The organism is Stenotrophomonas sp., assembly GCF_050737075.1.
GTDB lineage: Bacteria > Pseudomonadota > Gammaproteobacteria > Xanthomonadales > Xanthomonadaceae > Stenotrophomonas.
The window spans coordinates 48712-67768 of record NZ_JBOHXV010000015.1 but is presented as its reverse complement, the minus strand read 5'-3'; the positions used below and the strand labels follow the sequence as shown (position 1 = coordinate 67768).

24 protein-coding genes and 1 tRNA gene are annotated in these 19057 nt (G+C 67.6%); 1 reads left to right on the top strand and 24 read right to left on the bottom strand.

The annotated features are described in order from the left end of the window. From ACREPD_RS05785 to ACREPD_RS05695, 19 genes are all read right to left on the bottom strand, one after another. Positions 1-333 (bottom strand): NAD(P)/FAD-dependent oxidoreductase (locus tag ACREPD_RS05785; protein WP_431598425.1); only part of this gene is annotated, 333 nt, incomplete at its 3' end. A gap of 137 nt (positions 334-470) precedes the next feature. Further along, positions 471-546 (bottom strand) — tRNA-Gly (locus tag ACREPD_RS05780). 46 nt (positions 547-592) lie between these two features. Next, positions 593-1216 (bottom strand): CDP-diacylglycerol--glycerol-3-phosphate 3-phosphatidyltransferase, encoded by a 624-nt coding sequence (gene pgsA / locus ACREPD_RS05775; RefSeq protein ID WP_431598424.1) that lies wholly within the window; start codon positions 1214-1216, stop codon positions 593-595. 9 nt (positions 1217-1225) lie between these two features. Further along, complete coding sequence (uvrC, locus tag ACREPD_RS05770) at positions 1226-3073, bottom strand: excinuclease ABC subunit UvrC (protein WP_431598423.1); 1848 nt, start codon at positions 3071-3073, stop codon at positions 1226-1228. After that, complete coding sequence (locus ACREPD_RS05765; protein ID WP_431598422.1) at positions 3070-4485, bottom strand: hypothetical protein; 1416 nt, start codon at positions 4483-4485, stop codon at positions 3070-3072. Before ACREPD_RS05765 ends, uvrC begins: the two co-directional genes overlap by 4 nt. A gap of 80 nt (positions 4486-4565) precedes the next feature. Further along, positions 4566-5339, bottom strand: a complete 774-nt coding sequence (gene kdsB, locus ACREPD_RS05760) for a 3-deoxy-manno-octulosonate cytidylyltransferase (RefSeq protein WP_431598421.1) — start codon at positions 5337-5339, stop codon at positions 4566-4568. A gap of 45 nt (positions 5340-5384) precedes the next feature. Then, a complete protein-coding gene (lpxK, locus tag ACREPD_RS05755; protein WP_431598420.1) occupies positions 5385-6407 on the bottom strand; it encodes a tetraacyldisaccharide 4'-kinase in 1023 nt (340 codons plus the stop codon). After that, complete coding sequence (gene msbA / locus ACREPD_RS05750; RefSeq protein ID WP_431598419.1) at positions 6407-8155, bottom strand: lipid A export permease/ATP-binding protein MsbA; 1749 nt, start codon at positions 8153-8155, stop codon at positions 6407-6409. Before msbA ends, lpxK begins: the two co-directional genes overlap by 1 nt. Continuing rightward, complete coding sequence (locus ACREPD_RS05745; RefSeq protein ID WP_421570148.1) at positions 8152-8574, bottom strand: ExbD/TolR family protein; 423 nt, start codon at positions 8572-8574, stop codon at positions 8152-8154. Before ACREPD_RS05745 ends, msbA begins: the two co-directional genes overlap by 4 nt. Before the next feature lie 3 nt (positions 8575-8577). Next, positions 8578-9252 carry a MotA/TolQ/ExbB proton channel family protein gene (locus ACREPD_RS05740; protein ID WP_421570147.1) on the bottom strand — a complete coding sequence of 225 codons (675 nt, stop codon included), beginning with the start codon at positions 9250-9252 and terminating at the stop codon, positions 8578-8580. A 3-nt stretch (positions 9253-9255) separates the two neighbouring features. Beyond that, positions 9256-11607, bottom strand: coding sequence for a DNA internalization-related competence protein ComEC/Rec2 (locus ACREPD_RS05735; RefSeq protein WP_431598429.1), 2352 nt, complete (start codon positions 11605-11607; stop codon positions 9256-9258). A gap of 587 nt (positions 11608-12194) precedes the next feature. After that, positions 12195-12539: a tail fiber assembly protein gene (locus tag ACREPD_RS05730; RefSeq protein WP_431598418.1), complete on the bottom strand. Its 345-nt coding sequence runs from the start codon at positions 12537-12539 to the stop codon at positions 12195-12197. Beyond that, positions 12529-13326 carry a hypothetical protein gene (locus ACREPD_RS05725; RefSeq protein WP_431598417.1) on the bottom strand — a complete coding sequence of 266 codons (798 nt, stop codon included), beginning with the start codon at positions 13324-13326 and terminating at the stop codon, positions 12529-12531. The genes ACREPD_RS05730 and ACREPD_RS05725 overlap by 11 nt, the downstream gene beginning before the upstream one ends. Before the next feature lie 9 nt (positions 13327-13335). Continuing rightward, complete coding sequence (locus tag ACREPD_RS05720; protein ID WP_431598416.1) at positions 13336-14199, bottom strand: hypothetical protein; 864 nt, start codon at positions 14197-14199, stop codon at positions 13336-13338. Further along, positions 14199-14462: an Rz1-like lysis system protein LysC gene (gene lysC / locus ACREPD_RS05715; RefSeq protein ID WP_431598415.1), complete on the bottom strand. Its 264-nt coding sequence runs from the start codon at positions 14460-14462 to the stop codon at positions 14199-14201. Before lysC ends, ACREPD_RS05720 begins: the two co-directional genes overlap by 1 nt. Then, the gene (locus ACREPD_RS05710; RefSeq protein ID WP_431598414.1) at positions 14438-14872 is read right to left on the bottom strand and encodes a hypothetical protein; all 435 of its coding nucleotides are present in this window, start codon (positions 14870-14872) and stop codon (positions 14438-14440) included. Before ACREPD_RS05710 ends, lysC begins: the two co-directional genes overlap by 25 nt. After that, a complete protein-coding gene (locus ACREPD_RS05705) occupies positions 14866-15084 on the bottom strand; it encodes a hypothetical protein (RefSeq protein WP_431598413.1) in 219 nt (72 codons plus the stop codon). Before ACREPD_RS05705 ends, ACREPD_RS05710 begins: the two co-directional genes overlap by 7 nt. Continuing rightward, the gene (locus tag ACREPD_RS05700) at positions 15081-15398 is read right to left on the bottom strand and encodes a hypothetical protein (RefSeq protein WP_431598412.1); all 318 of its coding nucleotides are present in this window, start codon (positions 15396-15398) and stop codon (positions 15081-15083) included. Before ACREPD_RS05700 ends, ACREPD_RS05705 begins: the two co-directional genes overlap by 4 nt. Continuing rightward, complete coding sequence (locus tag ACREPD_RS05695; RefSeq protein ID WP_431598411.1) at positions 15395-15886, bottom strand: glycoside hydrolase family 24 protein; 492 nt, start codon at positions 15884-15886, stop codon at positions 15395-15397. The genes ACREPD_RS05700 and ACREPD_RS05695 overlap by 4 nt, the downstream gene beginning before the upstream one ends. Positions 15887-16006: 120 nt before the next feature. On the opposite strand from ACREPD_RS05695, the gene ACREPD_RS05690 reads away from it, so the two are divergent. Next, positions 16007-16246, top strand: a complete 240-nt coding sequence (locus ACREPD_RS05690; RefSeq protein WP_431598410.1) for a hypothetical protein — start codon at positions 16007-16009, stop codon at positions 16244-16246. A gap of 142 nt (positions 16247-16388) precedes the next feature. On the opposite strand, the gene ACREPD_RS05685 is transcribed toward ACREPD_RS05690, so the two are convergent. The 5 genes from ACREPD_RS05685 to ACREPD_RS05665 form a co-directional block, all read right to left on the bottom strand. Then, positions 16389-16616 (bottom strand): hypothetical protein, encoded by a 228-nt coding sequence (locus ACREPD_RS05685; protein WP_431598409.1) that lies wholly within the window; start codon positions 16614-16616, stop codon positions 16389-16391. 258 nt (positions 16617-16874) lie between these two features. After that, entirely contained in the window at positions 16875-17180 is a 306-nt protein-coding gene (locus tag ACREPD_RS05680; protein ID WP_431598408.1) for a hypothetical protein, read from the bottom strand. Positions 17181-17316: 136 nt separating this feature from the next. Then, positions 17317-18018, bottom strand: coding sequence for a helix-turn-helix domain-containing protein (locus ACREPD_RS05675; RefSeq protein WP_431598407.1), 702 nt, complete (start codon positions 18016-18018; stop codon positions 17317-17319). Further along, a complete protein-coding gene (locus ACREPD_RS05670) occupies positions 18015-18854 on the bottom strand; it encodes a P63C domain-containing protein (RefSeq protein WP_431598406.1) in 840 nt (279 codons plus the stop codon). The genes ACREPD_RS05675 and ACREPD_RS05670 overlap by 4 nt, the downstream gene beginning before the upstream one ends. After that, positions 18854-19003: an Arc family DNA-binding protein gene (locus ACREPD_RS05665; RefSeq protein ID WP_431598405.1), complete on the bottom strand. Its 150-nt coding sequence runs from the start codon at positions 19001-19003 to the stop codon at positions 18854-18856. The genes ACREPD_RS05670 and ACREPD_RS05665 overlap by 1 nt, the downstream gene beginning before the upstream one ends. Positions 19004-19057 lie beyond the last annotated feature (54 nt).

Here is a 19057-nt window from a genome sequence, read left to right as displayed (position 1 = left end):
TTCGTCGGCCAGCCAGCGCAGCAGGTTGGGCGTGTCGGTGGTCATGAAGTAGTAGCCCGGCGCCGCCAGCCGAACGCTGCGCAGGTTGGGGGCATACAGGCGCACCTGCTCCACGCGCTGCAGCAGCGCGGCGGGGATGCGCCGCAACCAGGTCTGCTCCACCACCTCCTTCACCAAGATGCCGGTGGTGTGCAGGCGTTCGCCTGGGTCGGCCTTGCGCTCCAGCACGCACACGCGCAGGCCGTATTGTGCGGCCGCCAATGCGCAGGCGGCGCCGGCAAAGCTGGCACCCACGACCACCAGGTCCCAGTCAAAGGAAGAAGAAGCATTCATTGCGGCACTGCCATTGCAAGGGGACGTGCAGCGTCGACCCGCGAAGCGGGCAGGCAATGAAGCGACGGTGAAGCGGATATGAAGCGCGCCGATGCAGAACGAAAAAAGCGACCCGAAGGTCGCTTTTTTCTTGAATCTGGAGCGGGAAACGAGACTCGAACTCGCGACCTCAACCTTGGCAAGGTTGCGCTCTACCAACTGAGCTATTCCCGCTTGGGAGGCGAAATTCTACAGCCAAATGCGGTGCTGTCAACAGCCCTCAGCCCTTCTTTTTCGCACGTGCGGTTTCGCGCGCCGCGCGCTCGTCCTCACGCAGGCTCGGCCATGCCGCATGCAGGTACTGCAGACCGGAGAACAGCGTCAGCACGGCGGCAATGGCCAGCGTCCAGTCGCCGATGTGGAAGACCGGCTCGCCCATCCAGATGCTCGACACCGGCGTGTTCGGCGCGACCGAATACAGCAGGCACAGCAGCGCCACCATCTGCGCGGTGGTCTTGATCTTGCCGATCAGCGCCACGCGTACCTTGGCACGCTGGCCGATCTCGGCCATCCATTCGCGCAAGGCCGACACCGCGATTTCGCGGCCGACGATCACCGCCGCCCAGAACGCCATCCACGGCGTCGGGTGCCCCTGCACGATCAGGAACAATGCAACGGCCACCATCAACTTGTCCGCGACCGGGTCGAGGAAGGCGCCGAAGGCCGAGGCAAGGTCGTAGCGGCGTGCGATCCAGCCGTCCAGCCAGTCGGTCAGCGCGGCGATGCCGAAGATCGCGGCCGAGGCGAAATTGGTCCACGTATAGGGAAGGTAGAACACCAGCACCAGCACCGGGATCATCACGATCCGCAGCAGCGTCAGCCAGGTGGGGAGGGTCAACTTCATTGCGTCTCTCTACTCGCCGGCCGCAGGGGGCGTGGGCAGTCCATGAAGGTTAGCGTAGATGCGTGCAGCGAGGGCGTCATTGATGCCCTCCACCTTGGCGATTTCCGCTTCGCCGGCCGCTTTCAGGCCCACCAGCCCGCCGAAATGCTTGAGCAGGCTGGCACGCCGGCGCGGCCCGATGCCGGGAATGTCCTCCAGCTTGCTGGTCATGCGCGCCTTCTGGCGGCGGCCGCGATGGCCGGTGATCGCGAACCGGTGCGCCTCGTCGCGCACCTGCTGGATGAACTGCAGGGCCGGCGAGGCGGCACCCGGGCGCAGTTCGCGGCCGTCGGGCAGCACGAGCGCCTCATGCCCGGCCCGGCGCTCGGCGCCCTTGGCCACGCCCACCAGCATCACCCCTTCCACGCCCAGATCGGCAAGCGCGGCCTGGGCCTGGGCCAGCTGGCCGGCGCCACCGTCGATCAGCAGCAGGTCGGGCAGCACGCCCTCCTCTTCCACGGCGCGGCGGAAGCGGCGGTCGATGGCCTGGTGCATGGCGGCGTAGTCATCGCCCGGCTCGATGCCGCTGATGTTGAAGCGCCGGTACTGGCTGCGCACCGGGCCGCTGGCGTCGAACACCACGCACGAAGCCACCGTGGCCTCGCCCATGGTGTGGCTGATGTCGAAACACTCCACCCGCTTGACCTGCTCGGCCAGGCCGAGCATCTGCCGCAGGTCTTCGCTGCGCGCATGCTGGGCGCTGCGGCTGGTGAGTTCGCTGACCAGGGTGATCTGCGCATTGCGGCTGGCCAGCTCGACGTAGCCGGCACGCTCGCCGCGCACGTTCCACTTCAGCTGCACCTTATGCTCGGCCGACGCACTGAGCGCGGATTCGATCAGGCTGGCGTCCGGAATCTCGCGGTCCAGCAGGATCTCGCGCGGCGGCGCGTGTTCGGCGTAGTACTGCGACACGAACGCGGCCAGCACCTCCTCCGCGCTGTCCTCGCCGTTGGTGCGCGGGAAAAACGGCCGGGTGCCGAGGTTGCGTCCATCGCGGAACGCCAGCAGCATCACGCAGGCACTGGCGCCCTGGGTGGCGCAGGCCAGCACGTCCAGGTCGGCAGCGCGGCCGTCCACGTACTGCCGGGTCTGCATGCTGCGCAGCGCGGTCACCAGGTCGCGCAGGCGCGCGGCCTGTTCGAACTCCAGTGCCTCGCTGGCGGCCTGCATCTGCGTGCCCAGTTCGCGCGCCAGCTGGTCGCTCTTGCCTTCCAGGAACATCGAGGCGCGGCGCACCGATTCGGCATAGTCCTCGGCAGCCACCAGCGCCACGCACGGGGCGCTGCAGCGGCCGATCTGGTACTGCAGGCAGGGCCGCGAACGGTTGCGGAACACGCTGTCCTCGCAGCTGCGCAGCTTGAACAGCTTGTGCATCAGGTTGAGCGTGTCGCGGACCGCGGTCACGCCCGGATAGGGCCCGAAGTAGCGCCCCGGCACCGCGCGCGGCCCGCGGTGCAGCGCGATGCGCGGCCAGTCCTCGCGGGTCAGCAGCACATGCGGGTAGGTCTTGTCGTCGCGCAGCGAGACGTTGTAACGCGGCGACAGCGACTTGATCAGCTGGTTTTCCAGCAGCAGCGCTTCCGCCTCCGAACGGGTCACCGTCACGTCCATGCGCGCGATCTGCGAGAGCATGGACATGATCCGCGCCGTCTTCGGCGCGCCATTGAAGTAGCTGCCCACGCGGTTGCGCAGCGCGCGCGCCTTGCCCACGTACAGCAGGGTGTCGTCGGCGGCGTACATGCGGTACACGCCGGGCGCGGTACTCAGGTGCGCCGCGAATGCCTTTCCATCAAAGGCCGGAGCGGTGGACGGGGTCATTCGCTGATCGGCACGTCGCTCAGTACGCCGCTGACCGGGTCGAAACGCAGCACGGCATGGGCGTCGGTCTCGGCGATCCACACCGCGCCGCCGCCCATCGCCAGCCCGGCCGGGCCATGCAGGCGGCGCGGCAGCTCGACCGTGGTGAGTTCACCGCCGCCCAGGCGCAGCGTGCGCAGGCGGCCGTTGCCGGCGTCGGCAATCCACAGCAGCGGCGCATCCGGGCTCAGGGCAATGGCCTGCGGGTACTGCAACTGCGCGGTGGCACGCGGACCATCGTTGTCGCCGAAGGACCACACGCCCTGCCCGACCAGCGTCTGCACCAGGTCGCCGCGCAGCTGCATCGACCGGATCGACGAGCCGAGCGCATCGCACACGTACAGCACCTGCTGCACGGCGGCGAGCGCCGCCGGCTGCGCGAATGCCGCCAGGTGGCCGCTGCCGTCGCGTTCATCAATGGCGCCGGAGCCTGCCCGCCAGGACAGCGTGCGCTGGCCCAGGTGGTAGCTCCAGATGCGGTTGTCGCCCGCCATCGCGATATGGATCTGGTTGTCGGCCACCGCCAGCCCCTGCGGGTGGTTCAGTGCGGCCTGGCGCGGGTCGGCGACCACGCCTTCGGCGGGCTCACCCGGGCGGCCGTTGCCGCACAGGGTGTCGACCTGGCCGGTCAACAGGTGGATGCGACGCAGGGCGTGGTTGCCGGTGTCGGCCACGTACAGCCACTCACGCTCCAGGGCCAGACCCTGCGGCCGGTTGAACGCGGCCTCACCCGGACCACCGTCCATCATGTCGGCCGTGCCCAGCCCGAACTGACGCAGCACGCGCCCGCCATGGCTGCATTCCAGCACGCGGTGATGGCCGCTGTCGGCGATGTACAGGCGTTCGGTGGTCACCGCCAGCCCGGTCGGGAACAGCAGCGGCAGGCGCGGCTCCGGGTGCAGTTCACGCTGCCGCGCCGCATCGCCATCGTTCGCGCGCGCGCCGCCCTGGCAGAGCGCGTTCAACGCGCGCTCGAGTTCGTCACCGAACCCGACCAGGCGATCGACCTCGCGGCCCTGCGCGTCCAGCAGCACCAATGTCGGCCACGCGCTGACATTGAAGCGGCGCCAGCCATCCCAGTCCGCGTCCAGCAGCGCCGGCGCGGTCAGGCCCTGTCGACGCAGCAGCTTCAAGGCCTGCTCAGGATCGCGCTCGCAGTCGAAGCGCGGCACCTGCAGGATCAGCAGCTGCAGCTTGCCCGGGTTGCGCGATTGCCATTGCGCCAGTTCCGCCAGCCGGTGTGCACACCACACCGAGGCGGCATTCACGAAGGCAAGCACAACCGGGCGGCCGCGCAGTTCGGTCAGGGTGGTCGGGGTGGCGTTGAGCCACGTGGCGAATTCCGGCAGGTCCTGGACAGGCTGTACGTTCATGCGCTGATTATGCCGGAGTCGGCGTCATGCAACCGTCGTGCCAACGTCAATTTGGCGGCGGCACCGCCCGGCGCCGGTCGTCAGCCCTGCGCGGCCAGCCACGCCTCGGCACGCTCGAGGTCCTCGGGAGTATCGATCCCGGGCGGGAACGCGGCCGGGGTGAGCGCCACACTGATGCGGTGGCCCGCCTCCAGCGCGCGCAGTTGCTCCAGCGATTCGAGCTGTTCCAGGCCGCCCGGCGGCAGGGCGGCGAAGCGGCGCAGGAAGCCGGCACGATACGCGTAGATGCCGATGTGGCGCAGCCAGTGCGGCCCGGACAGGCTGTCGCGCGACTGCGCGAAGGCATCCCGGTGCCAGGGAATGGGCGCACGGCTGAAGTACAGCGCATCCAGGTTCTCCTTGCGCACAACCTTGACCACGTTGGGGTCGAACAGCGACGCCGCGTCTTCCACCGGGGTGGCCAGCGTCGCCATCTCGGCCCCGCTGTAGACCAGCGCCTCGGCGACAGTGCGGATGCCCTCGGCCGGGGCGAACGGCTCGTCGCCCTGCAGGTTCACCACCAGGGTGTCGTCGCTCCAGCCGGCCTGGGCAGCGCACTCGGCCAGGCGATCGGTGCCGGACGCGTGGCTGGACGCGGTCATCGCGACCCGCACCGTGGGCAGGCCCTGCAGGGCCTCGGCGATGCGCGTGTCATCGGTGGCTACCCACACCTCGCGCGCCCCGGCCTGCAGCGCTCGCTCGGCCACACGAAGGACCAGCGGGGTGCCACCCAGCAGGCGCAGCGGCTTGCCGGGCAGGCGCGAGGCGGCGTAACGGGCCGGGATGGCGACGACGAAATCGACGGTCTGGCTCATGCGGAAACTCTCGACAGTGACGCGGAATGGCGGGGGATGCAGCGGTCAACGCTTGCCGAGTTTATTGACCCGGTCCAGCAGGTTGACCCAGAACGCGGCAGGCAGGTCGGCCGCCAGCGGCACCGCGAAGTGCCATTCGTTGGCAAAGACCTTGCACTTCACCGCGTCTTTTTCGGTCATCAGCACCGGCAGTTCGCTGCCGAAGCGCAGGTCCGACGCCTGGTAGGCGTGATGGTCGGCAAAGGCATGCGGCACCACCCCGATGCCGTGCGCGCGCAGCATGTCGAAGAAACGCTGCGGGTGCGCGATGCCGGCCACGGCATGCACGCGCTGGCCGCGGAAATGCGCCAGCGCACGCGCGCGCCCACCGCTGAGCGGCTGCGCCGTGTCGATGTGCAGTTGCATGGCCCATTCGCCGAAGCCACACGCGGCCAGCGCCGAGGCCTCGGCACTGGCCTGGCCGAGGTTGACGACCCGGAAGTCGCATTCCTGCGCGCGGCTGGCCGGCTCACGCAGCGGGCCGGCGGGAATCAGCCGCCCATTGCCATAGCGGCGCTGCGCGTCGACCACTTCAATCTCGATATCGCGCGCCAGCCGATAGTGCTGCAGGCCGTCGTCGCAGACGATGATGTCGCAGCCCGCCTCGACCAGCGCCCTGCCCGCGGCCACCCGGTCGGCGTCCACGCGCACCGGCACGCCGGTCTTCCATGCGATCAGCACCGGCTCGTCGCCGCCCAGCGTGGTGTCGGTGCTCGCCTCCACCCACCGCGGTACGTTGGCCTGCTCGCGCCCGTAGCCGCGGCTGGCCACGCCGGGCTTCCAGCCGGCCTCACGCAGGCGCTGGACCAGGGCGATCGTCAGCGGGGTCTTGCCGGTGCCGCCGGCCGTGACGTTGCCGACCACGATCACCGGCACCGGCAATGCATGCCGCTTCAGCCAACGCCGCCGGTACAGCGCGCGGCGCACGGCGACCACCCCGGCATACAGCGGTGCCAGCAGGCGCGCGGCAAACGGAACCGCACTGCCGTCGTACCAGTACGACGGGGTCTGGGACCCCTTGGACGCCATCAGGTCTGCCTTTCGCGGAACTGCATCTTGTGCAGGTGTTCGTACAGGCCACCCAGCGCCAGCAGCTCCTCATGGGTACCCCGCTCGACGATGCGGCCATGGTCCATGACCAGCACCTGGTCGGCATGTTCGATGGTGGACAGGCGATGCGCGATCACCAGCGTGGTGCGCTCGGGCATGAGCCGCTGCAGCGCGTCCTGGACCAGGCGCTCGGATTCGTTGTCGAGCGCGGCGGTGGCCTCATCGAGGATCAGCACCGGTGCATCGCGGAGGATCGCGCGGGCGATCGCCAAACGCTGGCGCTGGCCGCCGGACAGCAGCGCGCCGTTCTCGCCCACCGGGGTCTGCAGCTGCTGCGGCATGCGTGCGATGAACTCCCAGGCGTTGGCCGCCTCGGCCGCCGCACGGATCTGGTCCTCACTGGCCTCCATGCCGTAGGCGATGTTGGCGGCCACGGTGTCGTCGAACAACATCACCTTCTGCCCGACCATCGCCACCTGGCGGCGCAGGTCGGCCAGCGGGTACTCGTCCAGCGGCACGCCGTCCAGGCGGATGCAGCCGCCATTGGGCTCGTAGAAGCGCGGCACCAGCCGGATCAGGCTGGTTTTGCCGCTGCCGGAACGGCCGACGATGGCGGTGACAGTACCCGGCTTGGCGACGAAGCTGATGTCGTCCAGCGCGATGCCGGTGTCTTCGCGGTAGCGCAGCATCACGTGTTCGAACGACAGCTCGCCACGCACGCGCTGCACGCGGGTGGTGCCCTCGTCACGCTCGACCGGCATGTCGAGGATGCCGAACAGGCGTTCGGCGGCGGCCACGCCACGCGAGATCGAGGTCTGCACGCTGGTCAGTCGACGCAGCGACGGAATGATCGCCATCATCGAGGTCATCAGACCCATGAACTGGCCGGCGTTGAGCCTGCCGGCGAGCGCCTCGCGGGTGGATACCCATACGATCACGGCCAGTGCCAGCGCGGCCAGGAACTGCACGGTGCTGGAGGCCAGCGCACGCGTGGTTTCGACCTTCATGTTCAGGCTGAGCATGCGGTTGGCCAGCCTGGAGTAGCGCGAGATCTCGTGCCGCTGGGTGCCGTGCACCTTCACTTCCTGCTGTGCGGCCAGCGACTGCTCGGCGGTCTGGGCCATGTTGCCCATGCCGTCCTGGATGCCGCGGCTGATCCGGCGATAGCGCTTGCCCACGACGGAGACGATCACGCCGATCAGCGGCACCACCACCAGCATGGCCACGGTCACCTTGACGCTCATCTGCAGCATCACCACCAGCATGGCGATGATGGTGAGGGTGTCGGCAACCAGGGTCTTGAGCGCATCGGCGCTGGCCTGGGTGACCTGTTCGGTATCGTAGTTGAGGCGGCTGACCATCACCGGGGTCGCCTCGCTGTCGAAATGCGAGGACGGCAGGTGCAGGTATTTTTCCAGGACCTGCTCGCGCAGGTCGCGCACCACGCTGCGGCCGGTGCGGGCCAACGCGTAATCGCTGACCAGGGTGGCCAGGCTGCGCATCATGAACAGACCGAGGATGGTCAGCGGCAGGATCACCGCCATGCGCGGCTCGGGGTTGACGAAGCCACGGTTGACCAGCGGTTCCATCAGCTTGGTGAAGTTGTAGCCGGCCAATGCCTCGATGACCATGGCGACCACCGCGGCCACCATGAACACCCAGTAGGCGCGGGTGTAGCCGAGCAGGCGTTTGTAGATCGGCCAGACCGGCGCGTGTTGTTTACTCATGGACGCACCTCCGGCGCGGTAGCGATGGCGATGCGGCGGAAGCCGAGCTGACCCAGGGCATCCTGGGCGGTGACCACGGCCTGGTACGGGGTGCGCGCATCGGCACGCAGCAGCACGGTCTGTTCACGATCGCTGCCGGCCACGGCGGCGATGGTCTGCTTGACCGACTCCACGTCGGTGCGCAGCACTTCCTGGTCGTTGATGAAGTAACGGCCCTCGGCGTTCACCAGCACGCTCAGCGAGCGCGGCGGCTCGGTGGTGTTCTGTTCGCTGGCGGTCGGCAGCTGCAACTGCAGCGTCGAGCGCGCGTCGAAGGTGGTGGTGACCACGAAGAAGATGATCAGCACGAGGATGACGTCGATCAGCGGAACCAGATCGATGTGCACCTCGTCCTGGACCCGGTCATTGCGGATGCGCATCCGTCAGCCCTTGACCGTCACGGGCGCGGCGGTCGCCGGCGCCGCGGCAGGCTTGGCCGTGCCGTTCATGACGCCGGGGCGGCCATCCAGCGCATCGAGCAGGGCCGAGGCCTCCATTTCCATCTCGATCACGTAGCCACCGATGCGGCCCTTGAAGTAGCGATGGAACATCAACGCGGGAATGGCCACGATCATGCCGGTCGCGGTGCAGACCAGCGCCTTGCCGATGCCGCCGGCGAGCTGGTTCACGTCGCCCACGCCATGGTCGAGGATGCCCAGGAACATCTGGATCATGCCCACCACGGTGCCCAGCAGGCCGAGCAGCGGGCCGGCCGAGGCGATCGTGCCCAACGCGTTCAGGAAACGCTCCATGCGGTGCACCAGATGACGGCCGGCGTCCTCGATGCGTTCACGGATCTGGTCGCGCGGACGGTTGCGCGCTTCGAGCGCGACGGCCAGCAGCGCGCCCAGCGGCGAATTGGCCCGCAGCGACTGGATGTGATTCGGATCGAGCTTGCCGCGCGCGGCCCAGTTGCGCACTTCCTGGCCCAGCCCCGGGGGCAGGACCTCATTGCGCCGCAAGGTCCAGAAACGCTCCAGGACGATTGCCAAAGCCAGTACACCCAACAGCAGCAGCGGCACCATCGGCCAGCCACCGGCCTTGACCAGTTCCCACACGTTTCAACCCTCCGGCCCATTGGCCGCCTGTTTGATCGCCGATAGGATAGCAGCCGGCCGCGCCCGCTCCGCAGCATCCCACCAATGCCGCTCGAAAAGACGCTGTTCACGCACCTGCAGCCCATCCCGGCCCAGCCAGATGCGCAGCGCGCCGCTGTCGGCGGTGTTCAGGACCTCGGCGCCCACCCCCTGCCAGCGCACCACCACCTCGCGGCGCGGGTGGCCGAACCGGTTGCCGTGCCCGGCCGAGACCAGCGCCAGCCGCGGCGACACCGCGCGCACCCAGTCCGCACTGGACGACCCGGCGCTACCGTGATGCGGCACGATCAACACCTCGGCGCGCAGCGCCTGCCGGTCCGCCTGCAGCAGCGCGGCTTCGACTGTGGCGCCGATGTCGCCCGCCAGCAGCACGGCGCCGTGCGGCGTGGCGATGCGCAGCACGCAGCTGCTTTCGTTGCCCCGATAACGCGCCCCCGGCGACGGGTGCAGATAACGGAAGTCGACCGCGTCCCAGCGCCAGCCCTGCCCCGCCGCGCACGGCGCCTCCATGGCCGGCAATGCGCCGGGCGGCGCCTGCAGCGGCGGATGTACGAACGCCTCGCGCACCGCCGCGACGCCGCCGGCGTGGTCGCGGTCGGCGTGGCTCAGGACCAGCCGATCCAGGCGCTGCTCGCCCACCGCATGCAGGGCGGGCACCACGATCCGCTCGCCGGCATCGAAACCACCCTCGGTAGCCGGGCCGGAGTCGTACAGCAGCCGGTGTTCGCGGGTACGCACCCACACCGCCAGGCCCTGGCCCACGTCCATCACCAGCAGCTCCACCTCGCCCTCGCCCGGGCGCTGCCGGGCCGGCCACAGCAGTGGCAGGCACAGCAACAGCGCCGGCAGGCGCGCCCCCGCCGCGCGCGGCAGCAGCAGCCAGAACACGCCGAGCGTGGCGGCGAGCAGCGCCGCAGCGCCCGCCTGCGGCAGCCACCACAACGCCAGCCCGCTGCGCGCCACCCCGCCGAACAGCCACCAGCTGACCTCGAAGTACCACCCCGCCAGCTGCCAGGGCCAGCGCCCTGCGCCCGTCCACAGCGCCTCCAGCGCGGTGCCCAGCAGCGCCAGCGGCACCACCACCAGGCTCCACCACGGAATCGCCAGCAGATTGACCAACGGACCGGCGCGTGAGGCCTGGCCGAACAGCGCCACCGTCATCGGCAACAGCGCCAGCGTCGCCACGCCCTGCGCGGCCAGGAACGTGCGCAGCCAGTGCAGGTCGCGCCCCGGCAGACACCAGACCAGCCACAGCACACCGGCGAAGCTCAGCCAGAAACCGGGGGCCAGCACCGACAGCGGGTCGGCCAGCAGCAGTACCAGCGCGGCGAGCGCCAACGCCTGGCCCACGGTGCACGGTCGCCGTGCGCAGCGCGCCATCGCCACCACGGCAATCATCAGCACGGTGCGCACCGTCGGCAGGGCGAACCCGGCCACCGCCGCGTACAGGGCAGCACCCACGACCGCCGCAGCGGCGGCCGCGAGCGGCCTCGGCAAGGCCCGCCCCAGTCCGGGCAGCACCCGCCAGCCCAGCGCCGCCAGCCATGCCGCGAAGCCGGCGACCAGCCCCACATGGAAGCCGGAGATCGCCACCAGGTGGGTCAGGCCCAGCGCACGCAGGTCGTCCCAGTCCCGCGCCAACAGTCCACGCGTGTCCCCCAGCGCCAGCGCCTGCACGAAGCGCGTGCCCTGCCCCTGCACCTGGCCGGCGATGGCCGTCGCCATCCGCTCGCGCCAGGCCGGCAGCCCCACCGGCTCACCCAGCGCGCTGGCCGGCGCGCGCACATGGCCGCTGCCGGCCACGCGCTGCAGCAGCGCATGCCGTTCGGCGTCGAAGCCGCCCGGGTTGCGCAGCCCACGCGGCGCGCGCAGCCGGGTCTGCAGCGACCAGCGCTGCCCGGCCCGCACCGCGTGGCGGGGGCCCGGTGCGGCGACGGGGGCCGGGTCGTGCCAGCTCAGGTCCACCTCCCGGCCGCGCAGCTGCGCCGGCATGCGCGGGTCGTCGTCGACACGAAAGCGGAACCGCGTGCTGCGCGGTCCATGCCGGGGCAGGTCCACGACGCGCCCCTGCAACGCGTATTCGACCGCAGCGGGCTGCACCGGCAGTTGCGCGGCCAGGACCGCGTGTCCGTTCAGCGCAGCCCAACCGATGCCCACCAGCAGCGCGCCGCACGCGCGTGCGCGCGGCCACAGGCACCACGCGATGCCGCCCGGCAACAGCGCACACCACGCCGCCCACGGCGGCAACAGCACCGGCGCAAACACCACGGCGCAGACACCCAGCAGCAGCGCAGCCGCGCAGCCCTTGCCGAACATCGGCACGGCGGGCACGCGAAGGGGAACACCGGGAGGAAACGAGAACGACACGCGCGCAGGCCAATGGACACAGCCTGCAGCGTTGGCGAGTGGCGCGCGTTGCACCATCGGGCACCTGCGCGTCGGCGCGTGGGAAACGCCCGCGCGGCGATGAAACGCACATAGCAAAAAAGCCGACCTGAGGGCCGGCTTTTCTGTTGATCCACCGCAGTCGCTGGGACTGGAGTGGTGGGCGGTACAGGGTTCGAACCTGTGACCCCTACCATGTCAAGGTCGCGGAAGATCAATAGAAACAACGACTAAGCCGATCATCGGCGATCATTTGCGATCTAGCGCAATCAATCACTTAGGTCTCACGTGGGGTCAGTTTGGGGTCAGCCTACGAGCCGCCCTTCTCCCACCACTTCCCGCGCCCCCTGCCCTCGCGCCTGGCCGACTCCTTCAGGGAGGCAGCGTGCTGCTCTTCGGGCGTGCGGGTGTCCTTCGTCAGGAGGTGGCCGAAGGTGGGCGCTATCTTCGTCGGGTCTGGCCGGGGTGCCGGCGGGGTGTCTGGCTCGTTCATGGGCCGAGGTTACGCCCGGGGCGGCTCACGGGATGAGAACAGGGTCAACGCCGCTGGCAGCGCCGCTCAGGTCCGGGAGCGCCGGCCAGGCCACATCAGGGAAGCCCGGCAGCGCCGGCAGGTCCCGCAGCTGCTGGCGGTAGGTGGCCACGGCCGCCTTCTGTGCCGTGCTCAGCGGCGCATCGGCCATCTGGGTCCAGTCGGTGGCCCGCAGCATCTCGTCGCGCTCGACCCGCTTCTGGTCACCCTTGACCTTGGCCAGCAGCGAAGCGGGGATTTGCGTGACTCGGGTTTCCCCAGCGGAAAGCTGCATGCTCGCAGTAATGGCCCGGTATCCAGAGTCGGTGATGGCGAATTGGTCATCGTTCATATTGGAACCCCAGGACGTCAAGAAATGCGCCGCTCGATGCGGGCGCTGAATTGAAGATGTACTTCACGGTCTGGTTGATGACGGGCAGGAAGGTGTAAAGCTCCTTCGTAGCCTCCAGGCTCACCGTGTAGTTGCTGATCGAAACGGCCGTTCCGTCTACGGGACTGCCGATGTAGACGATGCCAGTGGCCCCGTTCTGGATCACCCGCGTGAAGATCGCCGCGACAGTGATTGGCGCGCACCCGGCCGTGGAAACGTCCGTAGAGACCGTTGCGGAACCGGCGGTGAGGATGCGCAGCGGAGCGGCAGAAGGCAGCTCCCCCCACCTGAAGTCCCCACTCACAGGCGTGTGGGTGAAGCGCATGATCTGGCTGCTGGCGTTGGTGCGGAAGCTGCCGATGTAGCGCCGGCTGGTGTCGCCAGTCTTCGTACGAGCCGTGCCGGTGTAGGGTGCTGCCGGGGCGGCAGTCACAGCCTCGACGCCAACCGTGCTGCCGCTGACGGTCAGGTAGCTGTGATACCAGGTATTGGCGGCAAGGGTCGGCGTCAGCGTGACCGCCGAGGCCAGCTCGGCGATGCGCTTCGGCCCGGGCACATAGGCCGCGCCGGGGGTGACCCGGACCTGTGTGCCGGACACCCACTCCAGTTTCAGGCCGTCGATGTAGCCCTTCGGCTGGACAATGGAGCCGCGCGCGTCGCCGCCGGCACCGGTGCGGAACATCACCTTGTCGTCGTCGGTGGGCGGGATATCGGTGTAGGTGGGGTCGGCGTACTTGATGTTGGCCATGGTCAGGTCCTAAGAGTTTGTGGCGGGCGGCCAACCGGGCGGGAGGAGCGGGCTGTTCGCCAGAAGAAGGCTCCCTGCCTGATCGGTTAGCTGGTTCCCGGCCTGGTCGGTCAGCAACGGATACTCGATCAGCCAGAACCGCGAGTCCGGCGCGTTCGCACGCTCCCATGCACCGTTGAGGCCTATATAGGGGTATCCGTCCGTTGGAGGCGGAGCGAAACCGGATCCCGGTGCAGCCACAATCGGATTGCGCGGGTCGGTGTTGTCCACCGTGATACCGACCCCGGCCACGACCGACTGCACCGCGCTGTCGGCTTTGCTCAGCGAGATCATCACTGCCGTGGCCAGGCTCAGCGTCGGCAGGCCGGCCACCGCATCCCCGTTCACCACGTTGATCTGGTTCATGGTGCCGGTGATCGTGGCCGACTTCGTTCCGGTCACCCTGCCCTTGCCGTCTCGGGTGAAGGCCAGCAGCGAACCGGTGCCGGCATTGGCCAGGTCGGCGAGTCCAATGGTCGGATCGCCCGCTTCACCATCGCCGTTGGTGATGACGATCCCGATACCTGGAGCCTGCTGCAGCGTGCGCAGCGCCCACTCGCCGTCGTCGCGGCGAACTGCGATCCCCTTACCGAAGAGGGCCGCCACCTTCTGGATGTTGGCCGGGATCTCGAGAATCAGCCGCCAAATGGTGGAGCCCACGCTGTTGGTGCCGCCGCCGCTGGAGGGCTGGTTGAGCACGTCCTGCGGCCTGATGACATTGCCGGCCGAGTCCCGGAGATTGACGCCCAGAATGGCGCCCTCAGTCGCAGCCGGGTCGATGTCGACGAAGCCGCGCGGGTTCTGGTGTAGCGGTACGCGCTTCTTGGCGGCCATTACCGCCCCAGGGCGCGGATCTCGGACATGCGACCGTCGCAGTCCTCAAGGGCCGTCACGTTGGCGTTGTACGCGGCCACGACAGCCTCCACCGTGCGCGACGCGGCGCGCTGCGGCTTGCACGGCTTGGTCAGGCGCTCATCGACCGGCACCAGCTTCTCGATCGTGACGTGCACGACCTCGGGCAGCTGGGGCTTCTCGGGCTGGTGCGCGCAGCCGGCCAGCAGCACCAGGGCGATCAGAGCAATGGAATGGCGGGGCATAGTTCAAGCTCCAGTTGAGACCGGCATACCGGCGTGGCCTTGGCTTCGGCGAGGGCCTTTTCGGCCGCAGCTGCGCGGCGCTGGCCGGCCGCCGCTGCCGCCTCTGCCCGGCTGGCGGCCTGTTCCGCTGCCACCTTGGCGCGCGCGGCCTCGTCGATCTGGCGCTGGGTCTGGTCGTTGATGTCGCTCAGCAGCTGCCCGCAGGCGTTGGCCGCGCGCAGGTTCTCGGCGGCGTCGGCCTCTGCCTTACCCAAGGCCTTCTCGGTGCGCTCGATCGATGCCTGATCTTTTGCCTGCTGCCGGTCCTTACCGTGGTTGCAGCCCGTCACGAACAGGCCACCGGCCAGCAGGCACCACAGCCCGACCCGGATCAGATCGGCATAGGGGCGGATGGGGTCAAGGCTCAGCACGGCGGCTTCTTCCGGGACTTCAGTACGCGCGCCACCACGCCCAGGGCGCCCAGCCCACGAATCGACCACTTCGCCGGCTCGGGAAGTTCATCCATCCAGCCCATCGCGGCGATCGCGTCGTAGATGTCGGGAAACACCGTGACCAGGCCGAAGACCCACACCGACGCCAGCTTCCAGGCGCGGTGCCACCCGTCGATCAGCTGCAGCTTCATCGAACACCTCGCAAGCTCTTGAGTTCCTTCACGTCGGTCTTGTTCTGCTCGACCTGGATGGACAGCTTGGCCAGCTCCAGCTTCAGCGCCGGCACGTCCGCCAGCTGCGTGTTGATCGTCTGGAGCTGTTGCTGCACCGTCATCACCTGCTGGTTCGTGACCTGCTGCTGGGTCAGGATCGTCTGCACAGATCCGACCAGCCAGACCACGCCGAGGACGATGCCGCCGGCAACGGCGCCAACAAACCAGCGCTCCACCGGACCAAGGAAAAGGCGGGTGCGGCCGTCCTGGCTCGGCTGGGCTTCCATGGTCATGCGGCCCCGCCCACTTTGCCGCCGGCCTTCTGGTAGATGGCCCGCAGCTTTTCGAGGCTCTGTTCGTGTTGGCCGTAACCGGCGCCAGGCAGGCTAGCCCACTCGCGGGCGCACAGGGCCACCGCCTTGTCGAACTGGCCTGCCTTGACCGCGGCGAGCGCCTTGCGCCCCCGGATCAGCTCGATGCAGCCCTTGTCCTGGCTCAGCGGGCCGAAATCTGGCAGGCGCAGCTGCTTCTGCAGCACGCCCCAGGTGCGGGAGAGGAACTGGTAGCGGCCAGCGGCAGTGGACGACAGCTTCGAATTCAGCCGCACCAGCCGGCCCGGGTGCTTCGACAGGTCGGTGAACAGGCCTCCACCCACCAGCACGTCATAACCGTGATTCCTGGTCGCCTGCCGCCCGTTGTCGGTCCCTTCGGACCACGCCAGCGCGTCCAAGAACGCTACGACGTTCTGGCCGCCAGCCTCTGCTGCTGTGATCGTCGCCATTGCGGCCCCGCCCTGTGTGATGGGGCCATGCTGCCGCCGCTGGACGGGGCTTCAACGGAAGCGCCCGCCTGCCGGTAGGATTGGCGGTGCGACCCAGCCAACCAACTACCGGAGACGGACATGGATGATGCGAAGGTTTGGACCGTGATGGTCCGTGTGGGCGACGAGATTCGCTCCTGCGACATGGTCTATATCGATGGCATGCCCCATCTGGTTTGGGAGTGGACGGAAGATGCGGCCAACGAGTTCCCCAGCCGTACCACTCTGCTTGACCCGAATCACCTCCAGGCTACCCCCGGATTTGGCGAGTACGACTTTGTGTACGGGCCGCCGATTCGAGAGCCTGGCGCTGCTTCTTGATCTGCCTACCATCGTTCCGCGCAGCCGCGCGCTTCAGCCGGGCCCAGATGGGGCCTGTCTTTTCGTCGTAGTTGCACACATAGCGAGTGCCGGGGCGCCGGATGGGTTCCATGGACCCACCCTACCCCCGCCCGGCGCCCCTTCAACGGACGAGGCGGTCGATCGGGAATCGCTCAGCAGCGCGCCGCTCGGTAATACGCATCAGCTCGTCGAGCTTTGGCTGGAAGGACGAGTCGTTCTGAAGGCGATATCTCTTGCTACCGCTGCCGATCGGAAAGCCCTGGACGTGGACCAGCACGCCAACTGCCTTGGCCACCATATGGATCACCCACAGGCGCCACGTCGGAATGCGAGGGGTGTTGTTGTGCACGGGCCTTCTCCTCTCAGTGGAGGCCCCACGCTACTGCCGCCGCAGTGCCCTTCAACGGTAAAGGGCCCGGTTGCCCGGGCCCTCCGTTCTTGAAACTACTGGAATCCGGGTAGTTCCCAATTCTGGGAAAAACCTATGCCGCCCTCACCCTCGGCCGGAAGGGGATCACGTTCGAGGCGCGGCGAGCGGCCTCTGCTGCGCGCAATTCGGCGCAGCGGGCCTCAAGCCGGCGGGCGAAGTATTCGATGCGCTCCTCGCTCATGTCATGCTCCCCACCGGCATCCACTCCGCGATCATCTGCAGGAACGCCTCTTCCACCAGCCCCTGATCTTTCGGCATCGCCTGCACGATCTTGGCGAACGATTCGGGCGACCAGTTGTCCGTCATCCACTGAGAAAAATCGACCGCAAGCTGGCGCCCATAGAGTTTCTGGGCGATCTCGGGGCCGCTCACCTGCTGCGGGCACCACCAGCTATCGGCGCTCACGAAATCCAGGGCCTCGGCTGCTTCCATCTCGCAGACGCTGACGCGCTGCGGCTGCATCTTGTACTTGGGCCGGCTCATGCGGACACCCCCGACTTGACAGCCAGGGCGGCAAGGGTCATCTTGTTCATGAAATTTCTCCGTTGAGATTTCGCTTGAGACGCCTGGGCTGCCACCCGGGCGTTTCGCTTTTGGGGGGGATTGGCCAGCTTCATCTTCAAGCTTTCGCCAGCTTTGACGCATTCCGTTGTGAGCACCACCGCTCCAGAATCCGCCCAGCTACCAGCTCGGGAAGGAATCCGTGAAGCTTCGACTCAGCTAGAAGAGCTTCTGCAACTGCTGAAGATAGGTTGATTGTCATTGCCTCCGCGGAGGCGTGATCGTGCCTTAGATCTGAGCCAAGACAATTAGATAGCCTGTTTAGCATCCCAGGCCGAGGGAACCCTATCCCCTTCTCGTAGCGGGAAATCTGAGTGTGGCTTACCCCCACTAGTTCACTAAGCGCCCTCTGTGTTAGCCCTGCCCGCTCGCGAGCGGCGCCAAGGACCTTTGGGAAGCTCGCTGCGGAGACTGATGCTCTAGGCACCACGCCGACAGCATCGAAACAGGTGCCAAGCGCAAGTTCAATCAGACTCCATGCGCTCTGGAAATCGCCAAAGAAGAGCTCACCTTGGACACTCCTGAGCTCCTCTCTTGCAGCATCGAGAAGCCATTTTTCTCTCGCGTGCGAGAGATCGCACGCCGCAGCAATTATTCTTCCACCCCCGGAGACGATTAACTCGCGCTTGTAGTGGGTAAGGCGAACCGAAAGTTGAGATGCCCGTCCGAACTTCACGTGGCCTGAGCTGAAAGCTATCGCGTACAGTCCCTCCCCGATCCCGGGTGGGACTGCACTGATTGGTAGTTCTACGACGCTCATGCGGCCTCCGGGTACAGCAGGCTGATTTGCCCCGGCCGATCAAAAGTGATGCTGCACCTGGCCTCAAAATCCTTGTAATTCGCGGACGAGGCGGCCATCAGCGTCACCCTCTCCTTCTGTTTGGCAACCGCTTCGACGCCGCCTGCAGTGAGCCACTGGTGCAACTTCTCTCCGCCCTCCTGCCGCTGAGCAACCTCTTCCAGAACCTCTTGTGGGAAGCAGACTTCGTACACCCACTTGCGAGTGATGTGCCCCCAGATGGGAGGGCGCCCGTTTGCTCCACTTACCGCTCGCGTCCCCGTGACCTTCGCCAGCGCCGCGTAGTAGGCCGGCTCGAAGCGGCGCTGCCAATCAGCAACCTGCGTCCGGATCAACTTGCCGATCAGGTCTTGTAGAGCGTCTGGCGCGCGGTGGTATTGATAGCCGGTAGCCTCATCAATGAGGGCGACCAAGCCAACCATTCCCAGCGCCAGGTTGATTTCGACACAGGCCGAAACCTGGCGCGCCTGCTGGCTGTGCGTCTTACCCGCAACAGCAGCCCTCAGCACATTGCCAACCGCCTCCATCACCGCCTCTGCGGCGATGAACTGAGCTCTGCCGCCTTTCCCTGGGTTCAAAACCGGCGACTTCGCTTTCCCCTTTTCTTTCATATAGATAGGGGCGAAATCAGCCAAGAATCGATCAAACCGGCCACTTCGCGTTTTCTCCGTGTAACCCAGCACCTTTGCGAACTGCTTGGCGAGAAAGCCGCGGCGCCCGTCCTCCAAAACCACGGCCTCGGCGTCGATCGAACCAAACCTGACCACCCCGAGGTGGCTGATTTTGGGGAGATCCATCAGGCTGCCTCCTTTTGGTCTTCCTGGCGGGCTTTCTCCAGCAATTCCAGGGTCATGAAGTTGACCGAACGGCGGTCAGCCTCGGCTTTCTGCTTGAGCCAGTCGCGCAGGTCGACCGGCATCCGGACTACGACATGTGCCTTTTCCATCGTGGTTCCTCTGTGGTTGGTGGTGCGACTATCACGGTTCTGCCGAGAGCATCA

Bases quoted from the DNA above. Each gene is read 5' to 3' on its own strand.
- pgsA (WP_431598424.1), bottom strand. From the start codon at position 1,216: ATGAAGTTGACCCTCCCCACCTGGCTGACGCTGCTGCGGATCGTGATG.
- uvrC (WP_431598423.1), bottom strand. From the start codon at position 3,073: ATGACCCCGTCCACCGCTCCGGCCTTTGATGGAAAGGCATTCGCGGCG.
- ACREPD_RS05765 (WP_431598422.1), bottom strand. From the start codon at position 4,485: ATGAACGTACAGCCTGTCCAGGACCTGCCGGAATTCGCCACGTGGCTC.
- kdsB (WP_431598421.1), bottom strand. From the start codon at position 5,339: ATGAGCCAGACCGTCGATTTCGTCGTCGCCATCCCGGCCCGTTACGCC.
- lpxK (WP_431598420.1), bottom strand. From the start codon at position 6,407: ATGGCGTCCAAGGGGTCCCAGACCCCGTCGTACTGGTACGACGGCAGT.
- msbA (WP_431598419.1), bottom strand. From the start codon at position 8,155: ATGAGTAAACAACACGCGCCGGTCTGGCCGATCTACAAACGCCTGCTC.
- ACREPD_RS05745 (WP_421570148.1), bottom strand. From the start codon at position 8,574: ATGCGCATCCGCAATGACCGGGTCCAGGACGAGGTGCACATCGATCTG.
- ACREPD_RS05735 (WP_431598429.1), bottom strand. From the start codon at position 11,607: ATGTTCGGCAAGGGCTGCGCGGCTGCGCTGCTGCTGGGTGTCTGCGCC.
- ACREPD_RS05730 (WP_431598418.1), bottom strand. From the start codon at position 12,539: ATGAACGATGACCAATTCGCCATCACCGACTCTGGATACCGGGCCATT.
- ACREPD_RS05725 (WP_431598417.1), bottom strand. From the start codon at position 13,326: ATGGCCAACATCAAGTACGCCGACCCCACCTACACCGATATCCCGCCC.
- ACREPD_RS05720 (WP_431598416.1), bottom strand. From the start codon at position 14,199: ATGGCCGCCAAGAAGCGCGTACCGCTACACCAGAACCCGCGCGGCTTC.
- lysC (WP_431598415.1), bottom strand. From the start codon at position 14,462: ATGCCCCGCCATTCCATTGCTCTGATCGCCCTGGTGCTGCTGGCCGGC.
- ACREPD_RS05705 (WP_431598413.1), bottom strand. From the start codon at position 15,084: ATGAAGCTGCAGCTGATCGACGGGTGGCACCGCGCCTGGAAGCTGGCG.
- ACREPD_RS05700 (WP_431598412.1), bottom strand. From the start codon at position 15,398: ATGACCATGGAAGCCCAGCCGAGCCAGGACGGCCGCACCCGCCTTTTC.
- ACREPD_RS05695 (WP_431598411.1), bottom strand. From the start codon at position 15,886: ATGGCGACGATCACAGCAGCAGAGGCTGGCGGCCAGAACGTCGTAGCG.
- ACREPD_RS05690 (WP_431598410.1), top strand. From the start codon at position 16,007: ATGGATGATGCGAAGGTTTGGACCGTGATGGTCCGTGTGGGCGACGAG.
- ACREPD_RS05680 (WP_431598408.1), bottom strand. From the start codon at position 17,180: ATGAGCCGGCCCAAGTACAAGATGCAGCCGCAGCGCGTCAGCGTCTGC.
- ACREPD_RS05675 (WP_431598407.1), bottom strand. From the start codon at position 18,018: ATGAGCGTCGTAGAACTACCAATCAGTGCAGTCCCACCCGGGATCGGG.
- ACREPD_RS05670 (WP_431598406.1), bottom strand. From the start codon at position 18,854: ATGGATCTCCCCAAAATCAGCCACCTCGGGGTGGTCAGGTTTGGTTCG.
- ACREPD_RS05665 (WP_431598405.1), bottom strand. From the start codon at position 19,003: ATGGAAAAGGCACATGTCGTAGTCCGGATGCCGGTCGACCTGCGCGAC.